This window comes from Demequina phytophila, from assembly GCF_000971135.1.
Taxonomy (GTDB): Bacteria; Actinomycetota; Actinomycetes; order Actinomycetales; family Demequinaceae; genus Demequina; species Demequina phytophila.
On record NZ_BBLW01000001.1, the window covers coordinates 520,204 to 540,425 of the forward strand.

A 20,222-nucleotide genomic window follows, 5' to 3' on the forward strand; every position below is an offset into this window, starting at 1 on the left:
CGTGCGCAGCGACGTGGGGGGCGGTCCCTGCCGGGAATGCATGGATGCCGATTCGTGTCCTTCTTGTGACAATTGCAGGGATCCGCCGACGGTGCTGAGACGTCGCCCCACCCCGACGGAAGGCCTCCCGATGCCCCGAAGCCACGCCGCGCCCCGCGCGGTGACCGCGCTCGCCCTTGCGCTCCTCCTCGCCCTCGCCCACCTCGCCGGCGGCACGCAGAACGCCTCCGCCGCACCGCACGAGCCCGGCGCAGCGCCGTCCGAGGCAACCCCGCTCGCACCGATCACCGCCGAGCGCGACGCAGGCTTCGCCGTGCGCACGCCGGCCGTCGAGGTCGAGAGCGCCTCGGCGGCGCGCGGCGGCTATGCGTTCGACGTCCGCCTCACCGGGCACCAGGAGGCGCTCGACCTGTGCGCCGGTTGGGTGTTCGAGGACTTCATGGCAGGCGACGTGGTGTCCTCCCACAATCATTGCGGCGGGGACGTCGTGCTCGGCCTCGAGGTGGGGGACGCGGTCGCGCTGACGGGCTACGCGGAGGGCCGCTACACCGTCACGCAGCTCAAGACCGTGCCCCGGTACAGCCCCGCGACGGTGCTCGAGGGCGGCCTATGGATGCAGACGTGCCTGTGGGACAGCGACCTCATGCGCCTCGCGCGCCTCTCCCCCGCATGACCAGCGGGAGGCATGGCGCCCACGTTCACGCGGGCTCGGACACCGCGGCGTCGCGGCGCAGCACGGGGACCAGCGTCGGGTCGTCGAACATCGCGGTGAGCCCGTGGCGCGCCGCGCCGACGAGCCCCGCGCGACGCCCCAGCCGCCCCGACTCGATCGCGAGCGGCGCGAGACGCTCGGTGCGCGGCGCGAGCTGCAGCTGCAGGCCCGGCTCGAGCCACCGCCGCATCCCGGCGAGGTAGCCGCCGAGCACCAGCTCCGTGGGGTTGACCACGTCGTACACGGAGCGCATCGCGGCGCCCAGGATGTCCCCCGCGCGGATCGCGACGTCGACGGCACGCTTCTCGCCCCGGTCCAGGCGGGCGCGGAACTCGTCCATCGCCGCCTGGACGCCCGCCATCTGCGCGTGATCCGTGAGTCGCGCCGAGGTGAGCAGCGCCTCGGGGCCGATGTACGCCGCCAGGCAGCCGTTGGCCCCGCACACGCATGCGCGACCGCGCCAGTCCACCGTGACGTGTCCCAGCTCGCCGCCGTAGCCGCGGCCGCCGGTGAGGATGCGACCGTCCGCGACCACGCCGCCGCCGATCCCGGCGCCCACGCTTCCCTCGACGTACAGCATCACGGGGGGTCGCGGCACGGGGAGCGCGGCATGCTCGGCGAGGGCGGCGGCATTCGAGTCGTTGATGACGTCGACCGCCAGGTCGCGCCGCACGCCGGCGGCGTGGATGAGGTTGACCAGCTCGAGGTGGCCCCAGCCGAACTCGGCGGTGTCCGCGATGCGGTTGTCGCTGCCGACCGGGCCGGGCATGGTGACCACGCACGCGAGCAGCACGGCGCCGTGCTCGGCTGCGCGGGCCTCCGCGCGGGTCACCAGATCCGCGATCGCGTGGGCGATGTCGCCCGGCTGGCCCCACGCGACGGTCACGCCGCGCGACGACGAATCGAGCAGCAGGCCCGCGCTCGAGTGGAGCTCCGCGGTGACGCGGGTCCGCGCCACCCGCACCGCGAGCGCGACGCAGCGGTCCGGGACGGCCTCGACCAGGATCCGCGGGCGTCCGCGCCTGCGCGCCTCGCCCACGCCGCCGCGCGCGTCGCGGACCAGGCCGCGGTCGTGCAGGTCCGCCACCAGGTTGGTGACGGAGGCGGCGACCATCCCGGTCGCATGCTCGATCTCCTTGCGGCTGAGGCTGCCGTGGTCGCGCAGCATCCGCATGACGATGCCGAGGTTGTGCGAGCGCAGGGAGGACGGATCCGCCGCGGCGTCGCGGCCGGCCCCGATCATGGCTCCCATGGGGAGCAGGGTACGCGCCGCCCCGCACGCTCCCGCGTCACCATCGCGCGACGGGCGCGAACCAGGACCGGGCGCGCGACCGCGCGAACTCGGGAAGCGACGCGATGATCCGCGCCTGATCCCCCACCGACGCCTGCTCGTCGAGGAAGGCGAGCACGCGTGCCGGTGGGTGGCGCGTGAGGAGACCGGCGAGGATCTCGGCCGCCGCGCGAGGGTCGTCGCGGATGACCCGCAGCAGCGCCGCGTCGAGGGCACGGGCACCTCGCCGGTGCGGCGCCACGTGCGCCGGGTCCGCCCCGCGCGCCATCGCCGCGGCGATGGCGACCGCATGCCTCTCCATGCGGGCGATCCCGTAGCCGGTGCTCGCCTTCACCATCCCGGCGCGGGCGCCGATGGGCACCACACCCCCGGCCGGGTGCGAGGGCGGCTGGACGAGCAGCGGGATGAGGCCGTGCTCGCGGTGGACGATGCGGTGGTCGCCCACGTGCAGGACGTCCCGCAGGTACGCGGTGAGCTGGTGCGCGTGGGGCTGGGTGGGGCGCTCGAGGGATTCGTCCGCCTCGCGCTCCTTCTCGACTGGGCTGACCTCCGCGCCGGGCACCACGAACCTCACCCGTTCGACCACCGCCGCCCGCGCCGAGGTGGGCAGCACGTACATGAACGCGAGCCCGTCCTCCTGGTCGGTGCGCAGGTCCATGAAGGTGACGGCGTCCGTGTCGAAGGTGTCCGCGTCGCACTCGACTCCCACGCCGAGGAAGTCGAGGTGCGGGCCGTCGACCAGGTGGGAGCGTGCCGCGCCGGGGCCCACGCTGTCGAACACGTGCCGCGCGCGCACCACCCGGCCCGCGCCCGAGCCGTCCTCGAGCGCGACGGTGACCCCCGCATCGTCCCTGGTCAACGAGCGTGCGGTCGCGGTCTCCCGGACCCAGCCGCGCGCCGCCAACCCGGCGCCCGTGAGGCTGTCGAGCGCCTCGCCCGTGATCGCCCGGTACGCGTACGGCGCGAGGTCGAGGCGCCGCTCCCAGCCCGGGACGGCGACGTACGCGTGCGCGAGCGTGGTGGTCGCGGCGGCGTCGAGCGGCCCGCCGCCGGTGCTCCACCAGGCCCACCCGCGGTCGGCGAGCGCGTGCGCGCCGTCGTCGACCAGGAGCAGGCTGCCGCGCCAGGGCGAGTCCGCGAGCCGGGACGCGAGGGTGAGGCCCGCCGCTCCCCCGCCGAGGATCACAGCATCGAGGGTCTCGGTCACGACGCACCTCCCGCTCCAGCGGGAACCAGGCCGAACGCGTCCTCGTCCTCCTGCGCGTTGTGGAGACGGAGCACGGCGTAGAGGCCGTAGAGCAAGCGCCGCAGCTCGACCACGTCCTCGGGTCCCGCGGCGTCCGCGCCCTCGCCGACGGCGTCGAGGAGGCGGCGCAGCCGCACCACCTGATGCTCGATCTCGGCATGCGTGCGGGTGAGCGCGGCGACGGCGTCGTGGCTGCCGAGAGCGCGCGCGAGCAGCGGCACCAGCGTCTCCTGGTCGGCGCGCTCATGCGGGACGAGCTCGGTCTCGAGCGCGGCGAGCAGGTCGCGCGCCGGGCCCAGGTCGGGGTCGGCTGCAGACAGCCCGTCCGCGACGGTCGCGACCCGCTCGACCAGCGGCGCGAGGCCGTCGTGCTGCGTGCGCAGCGCGTCGAGCGCGTCGAGGTCCGCGGGGCTCAGCGCCGGCGCGTGGGTCCGGGCGGGCAGGACGGCGCGCAGCGCGATCGCGATGGCGAGCAGGTCGATGACCTCCTGCAGCGCGGCGCCGAGCGTGGGTGGGAGGTAGCCGAGCGCGGCCGCGGCCATGGCGACCAGCGACAGCCCCATGCCCACCGCCACCGCCTGGAGGGCGATGGCGCGGGACCGGCGCGCGATGCGCATGGCGTCCGCGAGCGCCTCGACGCGGTCGACGGTGAGGACCACGTCCGCGGCCTCGGACGATGCGGTGGCGCCGCGGGCGGCGAGCGCCACGCCCACGTCGGCGGCGGCGAGCGCGGGGGCGTCGTTGATGCCGTCCCCCACCATCACCGTCGCGCCGTGCTCCCGCGCCGCCGCGAGGGCGGCAAGCTTGTCCTCGGGCGTGCACTCGGCGAGCACCTCGTCGACGCCGACCACGCGTCCGACCATCTGGGCCACGTCGGCCCGGTCGCCCGTCGCGAGGACGATGCGCCGGACGCCGGCCGTTCGCAGCGCCCGGACCATGCGGGGAGCGTCGGGCCGGATCGGATCATGGAGCAGCAGCGCGGCCGCCACGGCTCCGTCGATCTCGACGAGCACGCTCATCGAGCCGTCGAGGTCCGCACGGCGGCGCACCTGACGGGCCCACGCGTCCGGCTCCGGTCCCGTGATCCAGGTGGCGCGGCCCACGCGCACGCGGTGCCCGTCCACCTCCCCGACGACGCCCTGGCCGTGGACCTCCTCGGCCGCCGCCGGCATCGCGAGGGTCAGCCCGCGCGCGAGCGCCGCCTCCACGATGGGGCCGGCGAGCACGTGCGCGGACATCTGGTCGAGGCTCGCGGCGAGCCGGAGCGCCTCGTCGGGGTCGGCGACGCCGGCGGGGAGGACATCCATGACGGCCGGGCGGCCCCGGGTGAGGGTGCCGGTCTTGTCGACCACCATGGCGCGGCCGACCGCGAGGCGCTCGAGCGCGGCCCCGCCCTTGACGATCACCCCGAGCCGGGCCGCGCGCGACAGCCCGGACACGATCGCGATGGGCGCCGCGAGCAGCAGCGGACATGGCGTCGCGACCACGAGCACCGCGACGGCGCGGGTCGCGTCGCCGGAGGCCCACCACGCCACGGCGGCGAGCACGAGCGTCAGCGGGACGAACAGGACGGCCCACCGATCGGCGGTCCGCACGAACGGCGCGGACGTCGCCTGCGCCTCCTCGACCAGGCGCACGAGCGCGGCGTACGTGGAGGTCGCCGCCGTGGTGGTGGTGACGATCTCGACGGGAGAGCCGGCGTTGACCACGCCCGAGCGGACGTCCTCGCCCCCCGCGCGCTCGACGGGGACGGGTTCTCCCGTGAGCGCGGACTCGTCGAACGTCGCCGCGGCGGTGAGGCGTCCGTCCACCGGGACCACCTCGCCCGGCCGCACCAGGAGATGCTCCCCGACCCCGACATCGTCCACCGGCACCTCCTCGATGCCGGTCGCGGTGAGACGCCGGGCGGTGCGGGGCGCGCGCTCGGTGAGGAGGCTGAGCTCGCGGCGGGCGCGCGCGTCCGCGCGAGCCTCGAGCACCTGGCCGGTCGCCAGCATGAGCGTGATGATCGATCCCGCGAGCGGCTCCCCGACCGCGAGGGCGCCCGCGAGCGCGAGCACCGCGATGATGTCGACGGTGGGGCGGCGGTGCCGGGCCGCGTCGATGGTCGCGGACAGCGCGAAGACGAGGCCGAGGGCGGCGCCGGCGACCCACAGCGCGGTCGCGGCGTCGGGGGCGGCGATCCGCCAGGCGACGGCACCCCCGGCCAGCAGGAGACCCGAGGTGACCAGCACGATCATCTCGAGATGGCGCCGGACCGTCCCGACCATAGGACCACGGTATGCCCGCCCTCGGACATGAGGGCGGGGCCAAGGTCACGCTGGGGCGGCGAAGGTCTCGGCGTCGACCTCGGCGGACTGCGCGGCGTTGTAGCGCTGGCCGGACACGGTGGACGTGTCGATCAGCTCGCCTGCGCGGGCCAGCACCTCGGGGGCGACCTGGAAGGTCGCCGCCGCGTGATTCTCGCGCACATGTTCCAGCCGGGTGGTGCCCGGGATCGCGACCACGTGGTCGCCGCGCGAGAGCACCCACGCGAGCGCGAGCTGCGCGGGCGTGCACCCGGCCTCCGCCGCGAGCGCGCGCCACGCGGGAAGCAGGCCCGCGTTGGCGGGCCAGTGGTCGGACTGGAAGCGGGGCATGGTGCGGCGGATGTCCCTCTCCGCGAGCGCGCCCGGATCGCCGACGGCGTCCGCGAGGAAGCCTCGCGCGACCGGCGAGAACGCGACCAGCGCGACGCCCGCCTCCCGCGTCGCCTCGAGCATGCCGAGCTCGGGGTTGCGGCTCCACAGCGAGTACTCGTTCTGGACGGCCGCGATGGGAGCGACCTCGAGCGCCTCGCGTAGGCGCGCCACGGACACCTCGGAGAGCCCGATCGCGCCGATCTTGCCGGCCGCGACCGCCTCCGCGAGCGCGCCGACGCTGTCCCCGATCGGCACGGCCTTGTCCCACCGGTGCAGGTAGTAGAGGTCGATCCGGTCGACGCCGAGCCGGCCGAGCGACGCGTCGACCTGGGCGCGCAGGGTCTCGGGGCGTCCGTCGATCGTCTTGACCCCGTCGACCAGTGCCATGCCGCCCTTGGAGGCGACCACCGCATCGTCCCTCCGGCCCTTGAGCGCACGCCCCACCAGCTCCTCGTTCCGGCCGCCGCCGTAGAGCGTCGCGGTGTCGAGCAGGCGCACGCCCTCGTCGAGCGCGGCGCGCAGCATCCGCTCGGCGTCGTCGGGGGACGGCGGGATGCCGTACGCGTGGCTGAGCTCCATGCAGCCCAGGCCCATCCGGGGGAGGATCACGCGAGCTGCTCCTCCAGCGAACCGAGCACCCGATAGCAGTCGATCACCTGCCGCAGCGAGGAGTTGGGCTCGCGACCCTCCCGGATGGCGGCGATGAACTCGCGGTCCTGCAGCTCGATCCCGTTCATGCTCACGTCGACGTGCGAGACGTCGATGGGCTCCTCCTTGCCGTCGACCAGGTCGTCGTAGCGGGCGATGTAGGTGCCGGTGTCGCCGATGTAACGGAAGAAGGTGCCGAACGGGCCCTCGTTGTTGAACGAGAGCGACAGGGTGCAGATCGCCCCCGACTCCGCCTTGAGCTGGATCGACATGTCCATAGCGATGCCCAGCTCGGGGTGGAGGGGACCCTGGATCACGTTGGCCTGGACGATGCGTCCGGCCTGGTAGGCGAAGAGGTCCACCGTGTGCGCGGCGTGGTGCCACAGCAGGTGGTCTGTCCACGAGCGCGGCTCGCCCTTGGCGTTGGTGTTGGTGCGGCGGAAGAAGTACGTCTGCACGTCCATCTGCTGGATGCCGAGCTCGCCTGCGGCGATCCGCTGGTGGATCCACTGGTGCGACGGGTTGAAGCGGCGCGTGTGGCCCACCATCGCGACCAGGTCGGACGCCTCGGCCGCGGCGAGCGTGGCCTCCGCATCCACGAGCGAGTCGGCCAGCGGGATCTCGACCTGCACATGCTTGCCGGCCGCGAGCGCGGCCTGGGTCTGGGCCGCGTGCAGCCCGGTCGGGGTGGCGAGGATGACCGCGTCGACGTCGTCGCGCTCGAGGACCTCCTCGTAGCTGAGGAGCGCCGTGGGCACCCCGTACTTCTCGGCGACCGCCTGCGTGGGCTCGGGACGGGTGCCGCTGACGACGGTCACCTCCGCCTCGGGGATGCGCGCGAGGCCGTCGAGGTGCTTCATCCCGAAGGCGCCGGCGGCGCCCACGACGGCGACACGGATCTTCTCGGCGGTCATGCATGCACCTCCTGCGGGAGCGCCTCGGCGGCCGGCGCGGCCGGGGCGACGGGGTTGCTGAGGACCAGGTGACCCACCGCGGTGTTGGAGGCGGGCACGTGGTAGAACCGGTGGTCGACGCTGGGTGCGCCGCCCTCGAACTGATCATCCATGGCGCCACGGGCGATGAGCCAGTCGACCAGCTCGATGCCCTCGGAGCCGGCCTCGTCGACGTACTCCATGTGCGGCCACTCGGTGAGGCCCAGCGGATCCGCGATGAGGTGGTCGAGGAACGCGTTGTCCCACTCCTCGTTGATGAGGCCGGCTCGGGGGCCCTGGAGCTGGTGGCTCATCCCGCCGGTGCCCCAGATCTGCACGTTCAGGGGTTCGCCGTCCCACTTGTCGAGCGCGCGGCGGATCGCCTTGCCCAGCTCGTAGCAGCGGCGCCCCGACGGCACCGGGTACTGCACCACGTTGACCGGCAGCGGGATGATTTTGCACGGCCACTCCTCGACGTCGCCGAACACGAGCGACAGCGGGACCGTGAGGCCGTGGTCGACCACCATCTCGTTGACGAGCGTGAGGTCGAAGTCGTCCTGGATCACCGACTGCGCGATGTGAGCGGCGAGCTCCGGGTGGCCGTGGACGTCGGGCACCGGTCGCGGTCCGTAGCCCTCGTCCGCGACCGGGTAGTGCGCGCCGGTACCCAGCACGAACGTCGGGATGATGGTCGAATCGAACGCGGTCGCGTGGTCGTTGTAGACGAGGATGATGACGTCGGGCGTGTTCTCCTTCGCCCACCTCCGCGTCCACTCGTAGCCGGCGAACACCTTCCTCCAGTACGGCTCCTCGGTCTTGCCCAGGTCCATCGCGGCCCCGATCGCGGGCACGTGCGACGTGAACAGCGCCGCGGTGTACCGCGCCGGTGCGTCCTCTCGCACCGTGGTGGCCTTCTCGTGGGACGGCGCCGTCCACCCGTCGAGGTCCTTGAGGCGCACACCCTCGGGGCGGCGCCCGCCGCCGACCATCATGTCGCGGTATGCGGCCTCGCTCATTCCGGTCATCGAGCCCGCCATCTGCTGGAAGCTCAGTCCGTGGGTCGCGCCGATCTTCGCGAGGAAGTAGATGTTGCCACCCTCGGCGATCATCGCGTTGAGGTCCATGTCCAGCACGGCCTGCCGCTGCGCGGGCGTGAGGGGCCATTCGTCGAGGTAGGCCTCGCGGTCGGACAGGTAGCGCTCGCGGTTCTCGGGCTTCATCAGCGACATCGAGAACTGGTTGAGGTGGAACCCCTTCCGGGCCTGCTCGGCGTCGAAGATGGTGGTCCCGGGGATGTCCTTGTAGGGCTTGTCGAGTGCCATGTCATGCTCCTTCGGGCCAGTACAGGCGCTGGGGGTTGTCGACGAGCAGCTTCCGCTGCAGCTCCGCGGTGGTGGCGATCCGGGGGATGTGGTCGACCAGCAGCCCGTCGTCGGGCATGTGGTCCTTGAGGTTCGGATGGGGCCAGTCGGTGCCCCACAGCACGCGGTCGGGGAACTCCTCGACCACACGTCGGGCGAACGGCACCACGTCGGTATAGGCATGCTGCTCGCCGTCGAGGGCGCGCGGACCGGTGACGCTGAGCCGCTCGGGGCACGTCACCTTGGTCCACACGTTCGGGTTCTCGCGCATGAAGCGTAGGAAGAGGGCGAACTCCGGGCCGTCCACGTCCTTGGTGACGTCGGGGCGGCCCATGTGGTCGACGACGACGTCGGTGGGGATCGCGGCGAAGAAGTCGTAGAGGTCGGGCAGGTCCTCGGCCTCGAAGTAGAGGACGACGTGCCAGCCGAGGGGCGCGATCCGCTCCACGATGGCGTCGAGCGAGTCCGTGGGGACGCGGTCGACGAGCCGCTTGACGAAGTTGAAGCGGACCCCGCGGACCCCGGCGGCGTGGAGCTCCGCGAGCTGCTCGTCGGAGACGTCCCGACGGACGGTGGCGACCCCTCGGGCCCGGCCTCCGCTGCGCTGCAGGGCGTCGACGAGCGCACGGTTGTCGGCGCCGTGGCAGGTGGCCTGCACGATGACGTTGCGGTCGAAGCCGAGGTGGTCGCGCAACGCGAAGAGCTGGGCGGCGGAGGCGTCGCACGGCGTGTACTTGCGCTCCGGTGCGAACGGGAACTCCGCGCCCGGGCCGAAGACGTGGCAGTGCGCGTCGACCGCTCCCGCCGGGAGACGGAAGGCCGGGGTCGCGGGACCGTCGTACCAGTCGAGCCAGCCGGGGGTCTTCTCGAAGCCGCCGGTGGTCTCGCCGTGGCGCGCCGGGGCCTCGGAGGCGGGGGCCGGGATGTCCTTGATCACGTGTGGCGTCCTTGTCACTCGCGGGTCTCGCCCCCACGCTAGGCCCACGCCCGACTGTGGTCCAATAGATTCAGCAAGCGCGCCCCATAGAGAGGTTCGATACATGTCGATGGCGGATCTCAACCAGCTGCGTACCTTCGTGGTGCTCTACGAGATGCGCAGCCTCACGGGCGCCGCCGATCGCCTCCACGTCACCCAGCCGACCGTGAGCTACACGCTCGCGCGCCTGCGCAAGCGCTTCGGGGACGACCTGTTCCGCCGCGAGGGTCACGTCATGGTCCCCACCGCGCGCGCGACCCAGCTGTTCGGGCCGCTGCACGAGGCGCTCGCGCAGATCGACGCGACGGTGACGGAGGGCGCCGCGTTCGACCCCGAGGGCTTCGCCGGCGAGCTGGTGCTCGGGCTCACCTCGATCGGCGAGCAGACCTTCCTTCCGCCGATCATGGCGGGCCTGCGGGTGGGGCGGGCGGCGCCTCACCTGGTGGTGAAGCGTCTCGACGCCGAGGTCACGGAGGAGGAGCTGGTCCGCGGCACGCTCGACGTCGCGCTCACCGTCTCGGTGATGGACACCGCGCGGTTGTGGCGCACACCCGTGCGGGGTGTCGAGTATGTCGCGCTCACGTCGCGGGCCCATCCCCTGCCGCCCACCGGACCCGACATGTTCGCGGGACGCCGCTTCATCCGGGTGTCCGCCCGCGGCGGGCATGTGTTCCCCCATCAGGCCCTGGTCGAGCACGGCCTGGTCCCTCAGGTGGCGCTCACCGTCGAGGAGCACTCCACCGTTCCCGCGGTGCTGGTCGCCACCGACCTCGTGGCCCTGCTCCCCCGCCACGTGGCGGACGTGTTCTGCGGCTGGTTCCCCGACCTGGTCACCGCGGATCTGCCGTGGCCGGGCACCAGCTCCCCGGTCGCGCTCTACACGCGCCGCGAGATGAACCTCTCGCCCGCCCAGAGGTGGTTCCGGAGACTGGTGCTCCGCGCGGTCAGCAGCGGCGAGTTCATGGACGACGCTCAGCGCTGAGGGCGGTTCCAGCTCGCGCGCGCGGGGAACATCGGGCTGCGCACCGGGATGGTCCACGAGGAGTGCGGGTGGATGGTGAGGAGCGCCCGCTCCCACCAGCCGCGCGCCTCCTCGGACAGGCGCGGTAGCACGGCGTCCTTGTCGAGGTCGTCCTCGGGCCGGGGGCTGAAGCACTTCCACACGAGCTGCACCTCGGGCGCGCCCGTCGGGATGCCGTCGATGTCGAGCACGGCGCGGTCCCAGGGGAGCTGCAGGCGCGCGTCCCGCCGGTACACCCAGACCCGGGGTGCGCCGTCCTCGACGTTGACGCGCAGCGCCCACGTTCCCGTGGCCTCGTCGCGGATCAGGACCGGCTGCAGGTCGGCGTCCTCCGCGGCGTCCGCGAGGGGCATCACGCTGTCACCGTCCGGCGCCCACGCGCTGTACCTCGGCGGCAGCACCGCCAGGAGCACTGTGAGGTCGGCGGAGGTGGTGCTGATGTCGATGTTCTCGCGCTCGCGTATCGGGGCGCCGAGCCATCGGTCGAGCGCGACGCCGCCCGAGAGCCACCAGCGGGCGCCGCTGGGCCCGAGGAGCTCCGCCGCCGCGCTCGGTCCGAGGGGAGCCCAGGGGTCGGAGAGGGAGGGGGTCGCCGGCGACATGGTCAGAGGCTACTCCCGCGGGGCTGGCCCGCTGGAGCCACCTCGCGGCCTGATGGTGCGCCTGGACAGATTCGAACTGTCGACACCCGCTTTAGGAGAGCGGTGCTCTATCCCCTGAGCTACAGGCGCCTGCACCGGGGTACCGCACAAGGGTACCGGGTGCGCGCGGGCCGACCCGCGCATCGTCCCCCCGCGCCCCGGCCAGGCCGCACGGCTCAGAACACGCCGTGCACGTGCTCCCGGCAGTACGTCTCGTAGATGGCCTCGAGGGCGTCCATCGCGTCCGCCGAGAGCTCCGGGAACTCCGCCGCGGCCGCGTTGGACTGCGCCTGCGCCACCTTCGACGCGCCGGGGATCATGGTCGCGACCCCCACCTGGGCGAGCCAGCCGAGCGCCATCTGCGCCGTCGTCCACCCCTCGGGGGTCAGCGCAGCGACCTCGCGGGCCGCCGCGACACCGACCTCGAACGGGATGCCCGAGAACGTCTCGCCGATGTTCATCTTCGCGCCGTCCCGGTTCCACGTGCGGTGGTCCTCTGGCGCGAAGGTGGTGTGCTCGTCGTACTTGCCCGACAGCAGGCCCGACGCGAGCGGCAGGCGCGCGATGATGCCGACCCCGCGCTCGGCCGCGAGCGGCAGGACCCGCTCGAGCGGCTTGCGACGGAAGATGTTCACGATGATCTGGATGGTCGCGAGGTCGGGCTGCTCCAGCGCGGCCAGCGCCTCGGTCTCCAACTCCACCGACACGCCCCAGCGGGCGATGCGCCCCTCCGCGACCAGCGTGCGCAGGTCGTCGTAGACGCGGGCGTCCGAGAACACCGGCGTGGGCGGGCAGTGCAGCTGCACCAGGTCGAGGGTGTCGACGCCGAGGTTCTCGCGCGAACGGTCCGTCCACCGGCGGAAGTTGTCGAGGCTGTACTCGGCGGGCACGTGCGGGTTCGCGCGGCGGCCCATCTTGGTGAAGACCGTGAACTCGTCGCGGTCCTCGCGCCCGGCGAGGAACCTCCCGATCGCCTTCTCCGACCGCCCGTCGCCGTACACGTCCGCGGTGTCGAACAGCCGCGTCCCCGCGTCCGCGGCGGCGTTCAGGACCTCCTGGGCCGTCGCATCGTCCACGGTGGCCCAATCGCCACCCAGCTGCCAGGTCCCCAGACCCACCAGCGAGATCTCACGTCCCAGGTTCGGCACCATCGTCGTCCTCATGGGTTCCACCGTAACGCCGCGCCGGCGTACGGGAGGACGCGCGGAGAACGCGCGGAGGGACGATGCGGCGGCCGGGTTCTCGCGTCGGTGCGCCCGAGTCGAGGTCCCATTGATCGGATCGTGCAGATCGCCGACGGTTCTTCTGCACGATCGGATCAGCGGAGCGCGCAGGTCCCGACGGAGCGCAGGGACCTCCGAGGAACGACGAAGGCCGCCGCTCCGGGTGGAGCGACGGCCTTCGCGATGCGCCTGGGGCGCGGAGATCAGGTGACGCGGACGTACGTGGCGCCGGTCTGCCAGATCCCGCGGAACTGGATGGTCGTGCCCGGGGTCGCGGCGTCGATCTGCAGGTTCGGACCGGCGTAGATCGCGACGTGGCCCGGGGTGACGATGATGTCGCCCGGCTGCGGCGTCGAGACCTGGGTGCCGACCGAGTAGTACGAGCCCGAGGTGCGCGGCAGCGAGATGCCGAGCTGGCCGAACACGTAGGACACGAAGCCGGAGCAGTCGAAGCCCGACGGGGTCGAGCCGCCCGAGACGTAGGGGACGCCCACGTACTTCGACGCCTCGGCGATCACGGCGGAGCCGGAGATCGCGGCCTGGACGTCGGCGGACGGGGTGGCGGGCGCCTGGACGGCGGAGACCTCGGTCGCGCCCGAGTCGGTGGACTCGGTGGAGGTGTAGCTCTCGGTGGTGGTCTCCTCGACCACGACGGGCTCGGGCTCCGGCGGCGGCGGGACCTTGACCTTCACGGTCGGGGTCTCGATGGTGTACGACGCCTTCTTGGCGGCCGTGGTTACCTCGGGGATGTCCGCGACGTCGTTGCTGTAGGCGGTGTAGGCCGAGGCGTCGAGCGTGGTGCCGGAGACACCGGACTCGTCGGTGACCAGAGCGGCCGCAGCAGCTCCCGTGAGGGGGACCACCACGAGGGCGGCACCGGTGGCTGCCGCCACCGCGCGCGTCCTGGCGCGCATGTATCCGTACTTCAAGTGATTTTCGTTCCTTCCGCGCCCCGTGCGCGTCGTTGTTTCTGCACCCTCAGCGCTCGCGTCATCTTCGAGCGTTGCCTCTTGTTCGGGGCGCCGTGGAGGAGGTCTCCATGCCGTCTCGGCCGTTCGTTGTTATCGAAAATTTATCAAACATCCTCAAGAAGGCAAGCCGAAGAGGTGGCGCGCCTCATCTCGACCCAGGACACCCCGGGTGGTACCCACCGTGATCGTGACGGTGTCGGCACCTCCCGAGAGGCCCACCGTCGCGCCTGGCAGCACGCCGTTCTGGACCATCTCGCCGAGCAGCTGAAGGTCCGCCTGCGGGTGCTCGCCGATCCGGGTCAGTGTGACCTGCGCCACACCGGCGTCCGCGAGCTCGGTCAGACGGCGCTCCCCGGGGTTCGCGGCGGGGTCCTCGACCCCCAGCTCGGCGAGTCCGGGGATGGGGTTGCCGTAGGGCGACACGGTGGGCGTGTCGAGCACCTCGAGGAGGCGCTTCTCGACCCGCTCGGACATCACGTGCTCCCACCGGCACGCCTCGTCGTGGACGTGCGCGAGGTCGAGCCCGATGACGTCGGTGAGGAGCCGCTCCGCGAGGCGGTGCTTGCGCATCACGCGCATCGCGCGCGTCGCGCCCTCCTCCGTCAGCTCCAGGTGGCGGTCCTCCGTCACGACCACGAGCCCGTCGCGCTCCATGCGCGCGATGGTCTGCGACACCGTCGGGCCGGCGTGGCCCAGGTGCTCCGCGAGGCGGGCGCGCATCGGGGTGACGCCGTCCTCGATGAGCTCGTAGATGGTCCGGAGGTACATCTCCGTGGTGTCGATGAGATCCGTCATGGCTCGCTCCGTTCAGGCCGTGATGGCCGCAGACGCCGCGTAGCGGCCCAGTCCGATGTAACGCCAGCCCGCGCCGATCCAGTCCTGTGCGGGTAGGCAGTTGCGGCCGTCGATGACCACCTTTGCGGCCACGAGCTCTCCGGCGGCGTGGGGATCGAGCGAGCGGAACTCCTTCCACTCCGTGGCGACCACCACCACCTCGGCGTCCTTCAGCGCCTCGGCTGCGCTGTCGGCGAACGTCAGGGTGGGCCACACCGTGGCCGCGTTGGCCATCGCCTCCGGGTCGAACACCCGCACGTCCGCACCCATCAAATGGAGTCGGCCCGCGATGTCCAGCGCCGGCGAGTCACGAGTGTCATCCGACTCGGGCTTGAACGCCGCGCCCAGCACCGCGACCCTGCCACCCTGCAGGCGTCCGGCGAGCTCGTTCTCCACCAGCCCGATCACGTGGCTGCGGCGCCGCATGTTGATGCCGTCGACCTCGCGCAGGAATGTGAGCGCCTGATCCACCCCCAGCTCGCCCGCCCGGGCCATGAACGCCCGGATGTCCTTGGGCAGGCAGCCGCCACCGAACCCCAGCCCCGCACCGAGGAACTTCCGACCGATGCGCGCGTCGTGACCGATCGCGTCCGCGAGCTCCGCCACGTCCGCACCGGTCGCCTCGCACACCTCCGCGATCGCGTTGATGAAGGAGATCTTGGTCGCGAGGAACGCGTTGGCGGACACCTTCACCAGCTCCGCGGTGGGCAGGTCCGTCACCAGGAACGGCGTGTCCCTCGAAATCGCGTCCGCGTACACCTCACGGGCGACGGCCTCGATGCGGCCGGGACGGTCCTTGTCGACACCGATCACCAGACGGTCCGGACGCAGCGTGTCCTCCACCGCGAAGCCCTCGCGCAGGAACTCCGGGTTCCACCCCAGCTGAGCGTCCGCGCCCACGGGAGCGAGCTCCCGCACCCGCGCCGCCAGACGCGCCGCGGTCCCCACCGGCACCGTCGACTTGCCCAGGATCACCGCGGGACGCGTCAGCAACGGCGCGAGCGTCTCGATCACGGAGTCCACGAACGTCATGTCCGCGGCGTAGGAGCCCGCCTTCTGCGGCGTCCCCACCCCGATGAAGTGGACGTCCGCGAACGCGGCGGCCTCCGCCGCATCCGTCGTGAACCGCAGGCGACCCGACTCGACATGCTTGCGCAGCAGCTCGGGCAGCCCAGGCTCGTAGAAGGGGACCTCGCCGCGCGACAAACGCTCGATCTTGTCCGGGTCGATGTCGACACCGACGACCTCATGGCCGAGCTCCGCCATTCCCGCCGCGTGGGTGGCGCCCAGGTAGCCGGTACCGAACACCGAGATGCGCAGTGACATGGCCCCCAGGCTAGTGGAGGCTCAGACCGCCGATGTAGGCACTTCGACCACGAACGCCGACCCCACGGCGTCCACCACCAGGCGGCCGTCCGAGTACGGCACGAACGCGGCCTGGCCGCGCTGCAGGTGCACGCTGCCCCGCTCGCCGTGCACGGCGGCCGTGCCGTCCACCGCGAGGACGATGCGCGGGCCGGCGGGGAACGTCGCGCTCCCCCGCTCGACCATGGACAGGGAGAACTCGGCGCAGGGGGTCGGATAGCGGGTGACGGAGCCGTCGCGCTCGGCGACCACGCGCGGCGGCGGGGTGGGCGTGCCGTCGGTGAGCTCGACCAGCAGGTCGATGTCGACGGCCTTGGGCGTGAGGCCCGCGCGCACCACGTTGTCGGAGTTCGCCATGATCTCGACGCCCACGCCGGACTGGTAGGAGTGGATGACGCCGGCGCCCGTGAAGCAGGCCTGACCAGGGGTGAGACGGACCACGTTGAGCGCGAGGGCGACCAGCGCGCCCGGGTCGCCGGGGAACTCGAGGGCGGCGGCGGAGGCCACCGCGAGCGCCTCGGGCACGCCCGAGCGGCCGCCCACCTCGATGAGCGCCTCGAGCGCGGCGGGCGCCTCGGGGTCGCGCAGCACCTTCTGGACGTACTCCCCCAGGGCGATGGTGGGCTCGGTCGCGTTCGCGAGCTCCTCGGCCCAGCGGCGGGTGCACGGCTGGCCCAGCCACACCAGGTCCTGCGCCACCGCGTTCGCGGGCCTGAAGCCGGCGAGCAGCGTCATGGGGGTGAGCGCGACGATCATCTCGGGCTTGTGCGAGCGGTCCTTGAACGTGCGGGTGGGGGCGTCCGCGGGGACGCCGCGCGCCTCCTCGTCCTTGAAGCCGGCCTCGGCCTGGTCGAGCGTGGGGTGGACCTGCAGCGACAGCGGCTTCGCGATCGCGAGCACCTTGAGGAGGTACGGCAGCCGCTCCCACCGCTCCGCGAGCACCGGGCCCAGCGTGGCGCCGGGCGCGCGCGAGATCAGCGCATCCAGCCCGAGAGAGTCGCCCGCGTGCAGGCCCGCCTCGTCCGCGCCGTGGTGGTGCGCGGCCGTCGCGATCGCGGGCGCGGACGCGTGGGCGCCCCACCAGGCCTCGGCGACGGGGTCGCCGGAGACGGGGCGGCCGGTCAGGTCCTCGAGGACCTCGGTCATCCCCCACGCGTAGTTCTGAAGGGCAGGCTGAAGGCGGTACACGCCCGTAATGATGCCAGCAGCCCGCCACTACAGTGATGCCATGACGGACACCATCGTGATCCCCGCGGACCTGCTGCCGCGCGACGGCCGGTTCGGATCCGGCCCTTCCAAGGTGAGCGACGCCCAGGTGAAGGCCCTGGTGGAGAGCCAGCCGGGCATCCTCGGCACGTCGCACCGCCAGGCCCCCGTCAAGGGTCTCGTGCGCGACATCCGCGCCATGCTCGGCGACCTCTACTCGCTGCCCGAGGGCTACGAGGTGATCCTCGGCAACGGCGGCTCGACCATGTTCTGGGACGCCGCGGCCTTCTCGCTGGTCCGTGAGCGCGCCCAGCACTGCGCGTTCGGCGAGTTCGGCAACAAGTTCGCGAAGGCGACGGACCTCGCCCCCCACCTTGGGGCATCGTCCATCCGGACGGCCCCCGGCGGCGAGGCGATCCTGCCCGAGGCGGAGGCCGGCATCGACGTGTACGCGTGGCCGCACAACGAGACGTCGACAGGCGTGCGTGTGCCGGTGCTGCGCCCGGCAGGGATCGGCGACGCGCTCACCGTCGTGGACGCCACCTCGGCGGCCGGCGGCGTGCCCGTCGACATCGCGCAGGCGGATGTCTACTACTTCGCCCCCCAGAAGAGCTTCGCCTCCGACGGCGGGCTCTGGTTCGCGATCGTCTCCCCCGCCGCGATCACGCGGATCGAGGAGATCGCGGCGTCGGGCCGCTGGATCCCGGAGTCGCTGTCGCTCAAGGTCGCGCTCGACAACTCGCGCGCCGACCAGACGCTCAACACCCCCGCGGTCGCGACGCTCGTGATGATGAAGGCGCAGCTCGAGTGGATGCTCGCGGGCGGCGGCCTCGCCTTCGCGGCGGGCCGCTCCGCGCGCTCGTCGCAGACGCTCTACGACTGGGCGGCGCGCACCGAGTGGACTGAGGCCTTCGTCACAGACCCTGGCCTGCGCTCTCCCGTGGTTGCGACCATCGATCTGCACCAGCGCGTCGACAGCGCCGAGCTTCGCCGGCACCTCCGCGCTCAAGGGGTTGTCGATATTGACCCGTACAGGAAGCTCGGCAGGAACCAGATCCGCGTGGGCGTGTACCCCGCCGTGGACCCGGAGGACGTGGAGCGCCTGGTGCAGTCCCTGGACTACCTCGTGGAGAGATTGCTGACATGACCGAAGAGCAGGATGTGCTGGAGCGCACCCGTCGACGTCGACGTCACGCTCCGGCCATCCTGCTCGGCGGGCTGCCGGTGCTCGTGGCGTCCACCGCCCTCGCCGGCGCCTACGTCTTCGTCCCCGCCACCCCGTCGTACGCGCAGGCCCCCGTCCCCGAGGCGACGGAGCAGGCCGCGCCCGTGAGCTCCATCCACGCGAAGGCCTCCGCGGAGCCGGTCTCCGATCTCCACCGCGTGCGCGTCACCGTGCCCCAGCCGGAACCCACGCCCGAGGCGACCCCCGCATCGTCCACCGGGATCGCGCCCACCACCGCGCAGGGGGACGATGCGCCGGTCGCCTCCGCGCCTGCCGTGGACTTCGCGGCGTATTGCGCGAACCCCCAGTCGCCGTCTGGCGCGTCGAGCGTGAGCGGCCTGCTCGCGGCGACGAACGCGGAGCGCGCGAAGGCGGGCATCGCACCGATGAGCTGGTCGTCCGACCTCGCGGCCGCCGCGACGTCGTGGTCGCAGCAGATGGCCGCGCGCGACGACTCGACCGCGGGCGTCGCAGACGCCCTGTCCCACAACCCGGGCCGCCCCGGCGCGGAGAACGTGGGCGTGGTCTACCGCTCCCCCGGCATGGCCGAGTTCTCCGCGATGAACACGCTGCACACCAACTGGGTGTACTCGTACGGGCACTGCGCGAACCTCATGAACCCCGCGTACACGCAGATGGGCGCGGGCGCCGCGACCACGGCTGACGGCACCACCTGGTACGCGACGGAGAACTTCCGCTAGTCGGATTCGTGGGCGTGCGCGGGCCGGCCGCGCGGCACCCAGGCGAGGAACCCGCCGGTCGTGGCGAGCCCGATGCCGCCGACCGCGAAGAACCCCACCGGCAGCGCCACGAGCGCGCCGAGCGACACCAGCGCGGGACCCAGCAGGCCGCCCACGTCCTGCAGGATCATCCAGATCCCCGTGAACACCGCGCGCCCCTGCGCAGGCGCGACGTCCGCGCCGAGCGTCATGATGAGCGCGGACCCCCACCCGTTGCCGATGCCCAGGATCAGCGCGGCCGCGGTCACCTGCGCGACGCCGTGCGTGAACGGCAGCGCGATGAACCCGGCGGCGAGCAGCAGCGACGACGGGATGGCGGTCCACAGGCGCCCGCGGCGATCCATCGCGAGGCCGGCGGGATAGAAGAGGAGCATGTCGATCCCCGCGGAGATCGAGAAGATCAGCGTCGCGACCTCTGGGCTGAGGCCCACGTGCGTCGCCCAGAGGGGGATCACCGCGATGCGGGCCTGCCGCAGCGCCCCCGTCGCGACCACGGTGAGACCGAGCGTCGACAGGACGTGGCGCTGCTCGCGCGCGACCTGGCCCATCGGGGCGCGGTGGTCCGGACGGACGATGCGCCGGTCACCTCGCATGCCGAGCGCCGCCAGGGCGATCATCGCCGCGACGACGCAGGCCGCGCCGAACCAGTAGGTCGCGTCGAGGCCGAAGGCCGCGATGAGGGCGGCGCCGATGAGCGGCCCGGCGAAGTTGGAGATGCGCCACACGCCGGCGAGGGTGGTGAGCGAGCGGGCCACGAACTCCGGCTGCACGACGCCGAGGATCTGGTCCTGGCGCGCCACGTGGTACGACGCGTGGCCGAGCCCGACCAGCACCGCACCCGCCATGAACACCGCGAGGGTGGGGGCCGCGGCCGCGATGACGGACCCGAGCGCGAGGACGCCGAGCGTCACGAGCGCGGCGTGCGCGGAGCCGATGCGGTGGGCGAGGCCGCCGCCCACGGCGGAGCCGGGCATGCGGCCCAGCTGGTAGGCGACCACGGCGAGGGAGCCGAACACCGCGGTGTGGCCCATCCCCACCACGCTGAGCGCGAGGACGGGCAGCATCGCTCCGATGCCGAGCTCGGCGACGAGGGTGGGGACGTAGACGCGTGCGGCGAGCGCGCGCGCCACGCTGGAACGGAGCGCCGGT

The 20,222-nt window shown here is 72.8% G+C and carries 18 protein-coding genes and 1 tRNA gene; 4 read left to right on the plus strand and 15 right to left on the minus strand.

Annotated features, from left to right (window positions below):
- Positions 1-130: 130 nt before the first annotated feature.
- Positions 131-673 carry a hypothetical protein gene (locus AOM01_RS02525; RefSeq protein WP_062288429.1) on the plus strand — a complete coding sequence of 181 codons (543 nt, stop codon included), beginning with the start codon at positions 131-133 and terminating at the stop codon, positions 671-673.
- 25 nt (positions 674-698) lie between these two features.
- Here the strand turns inward: AOM01_RS02525 and AOM01_RS02530 are convergent, their stop codons facing one another.
- From AOM01_RS02530 to AOM01_RS02560, 7 genes are read right to left on the minus strand one after another with little or no spacing between them, the layout of a single operon-like run.
- Positions 699-1,964, minus strand: coding sequence for an ROK family protein (locus AOM01_RS02530; RefSeq protein ID WP_062288432.1), 1,266 nt, complete (start codon positions 1,962-1,964; stop codon positions 699-701).
- 37 nt (positions 1,965-2,001) lie between these two features.
- Positions 2,002-3,210, minus strand: coding sequence for a lycopene cyclase family protein (locus AOM01_RS02535; protein ID WP_062288436.1), 1,209 nt, complete (start codon positions 3,208-3,210; stop codon positions 2,002-2,004).
- On the minus strand, positions 3,207-5,519 hold the full coding sequence (locus AOM01_RS02540) for a heavy metal translocating P-type ATPase (RefSeq protein WP_062288439.1): 2,313 nt from the start codon (positions 5,517-5,519) through the stop codon (positions 3,207-3,209). Before AOM01_RS02540 ends, AOM01_RS02535 begins: the two co-directional genes overlap by 4 nt.
- 45 nt (positions 5,520-5,564) lie before the next feature.
- Positions 5,565-6,539, minus strand: a complete 975-nt coding sequence (locus AOM01_RS02545; protein ID WP_228374192.1) for an aldo/keto reductase — start codon at positions 6,537-6,539, stop codon at positions 5,565-5,567.
- Positions 6,536-7,492: a Gfo/Idh/MocA family oxidoreductase gene (locus AOM01_RS02550; RefSeq protein WP_174441877.1), complete on the minus strand. Its 957-nt coding sequence runs from the start codon at positions 7,490-7,492 to the stop codon at positions 6,536-6,538. Before AOM01_RS02550 ends, AOM01_RS02545 begins: the two co-directional genes overlap by 4 nt.
- Positions 7,489-8,832 carry a protocatechuate 4,5-dioxygenase subunit alpha/beta gene (locus AOM01_RS14115; protein ID WP_082109912.1) on the minus strand — a complete coding sequence of 448 codons (1,344 nt, stop codon included), beginning with the start codon at positions 8,830-8,832 and terminating at the stop codon, positions 7,489-7,491. The genes AOM01_RS02550 and AOM01_RS14115 overlap by 4 nt, the downstream gene beginning before the upstream one ends.
- 1 nt (position 8,833) lies before the next feature.
- Positions 8,834-9,808 (minus strand): amidohydrolase family protein, encoded by a 975-nt coding sequence (locus AOM01_RS02560; protein WP_228374193.1) that lies wholly within the window; start codon positions 9,806-9,808, stop codon positions 8,834-8,836.
- Between the two features lie 103 nt (positions 9,809-9,911).
- Between AOM01_RS02560 and AOM01_RS02565 the strand changes: the two genes are divergently transcribed.
- Positions 9,912-10,829, plus strand: a complete 918-nt coding sequence (locus AOM01_RS02565) for a LysR family transcriptional regulator (RefSeq protein ID WP_062288442.1) — start codon at positions 9,912-9,914, stop codon at positions 10,827-10,829.
- Here AOM01_RS02565 and AOM01_RS02570 read toward each other — a convergent pair.
- From AOM01_RS02570 to manA, 7 genes are all read right to left on the minus strand, one after another.
- Positions 10,820-11,470, minus strand: coding sequence for a nucleotidyltransferase domain-containing protein (locus AOM01_RS02570; RefSeq protein WP_062288445.1), 651 nt, complete (start codon positions 11,468-11,470; stop codon positions 10,820-10,822). The two genes, AOM01_RS02565 and AOM01_RS02570, sit on opposite strands and share 10 nt — an antisense overlap.
- A gap of 53 nt (positions 11,471-11,523) precedes the next feature.
- Positions 11,524-11,599 (minus strand) — tRNA-Arg (locus AOM01_RS02575).
- Positions 11,600-11,685: 86 nt separating this feature from the next.
- A complete protein-coding gene (locus tag AOM01_RS02580) occupies positions 11,686-12,672 on the minus strand; it encodes an aldo/keto reductase (RefSeq protein WP_062288449.1) in 987 nt (328 codons plus the stop codon).
- A 263-nt stretch (positions 12,673-12,935) separates the two neighbouring features.
- Complete coding sequence (locus tag AOM01_RS14800; protein ID WP_062288451.1) at positions 12,936-13,646, minus strand: C40 family peptidase; 711 nt, start codon at positions 13,644-13,646, stop codon at positions 12,936-12,938.
- A 171-nt stretch (positions 13,647-13,817) separates the two neighbouring features.
- The gene (locus AOM01_RS02590) at positions 13,818-14,498 is read right to left on the minus strand and encodes a metal-dependent transcriptional regulator (RefSeq protein WP_062288454.1); all 681 of its coding nucleotides are present in this window, start codon (positions 14,496-14,498) and stop codon (positions 13,818-13,820) included.
- Positions 14,499-14,510: 12 nt separating this feature from the next.
- The gene (locus tag AOM01_RS02595) at positions 14,511-15,857 is read right to left on the minus strand and encodes a UDP-glucose dehydrogenase family protein (RefSeq protein ID WP_062288652.1); all 1,347 of its coding nucleotides are present in this window, start codon (positions 15,855-15,857) and stop codon (positions 14,511-14,513) included.
- 27 nt (positions 15,858-15,884) lie between these two features.
- On the minus strand, positions 15,885-17,090 hold the full coding sequence (gene manA / locus AOM01_RS02600) for a mannose-6-phosphate isomerase, class I (RefSeq protein WP_156155791.1): 1,206 nt from the start codon (positions 17,088-17,090) through the stop codon (positions 15,885-15,887).
- A gap of 40 nt (positions 17,091-17,130) precedes the next feature.
- On the opposite strand from manA, the gene serC reads away from it, so the two are divergent.
- Together serC and AOM01_RS02610 are read left to right on the plus strand one after the other, a co-directional pair.
- Positions 17,131-18,255 carry a phosphoserine transaminase gene (serC, locus tag AOM01_RS02605; RefSeq protein ID WP_062288460.1) on the plus strand — a complete coding sequence of 375 codons (1,125 nt, stop codon included), beginning with the start codon at positions 17,131-17,133 and terminating at the stop codon, positions 18,253-18,255.
- A complete protein-coding gene (locus AOM01_RS02610; protein WP_062288462.1) occupies positions 18,252-19,034 on the plus strand; it encodes a CAP domain-containing protein in 783 nt (260 codons plus the stop codon). The genes serC and AOM01_RS02610 overlap by 4 nt, the downstream gene beginning before the upstream one ends.
- Here the strand turns inward: AOM01_RS02610 and AOM01_RS02615 are convergent.
- On the minus strand, positions 19,031-20,203 hold the full coding sequence (locus AOM01_RS02615) for an MFS transporter (protein WP_062288464.1): 1,173 nt from the start codon (positions 20,201-20,203) through the stop codon (positions 19,031-19,033). The two genes, AOM01_RS02610 and AOM01_RS02615, sit on opposite strands and share 4 nt — an antisense overlap.
- Positions 20,204-20,222 lie beyond the last annotated feature (19 nt).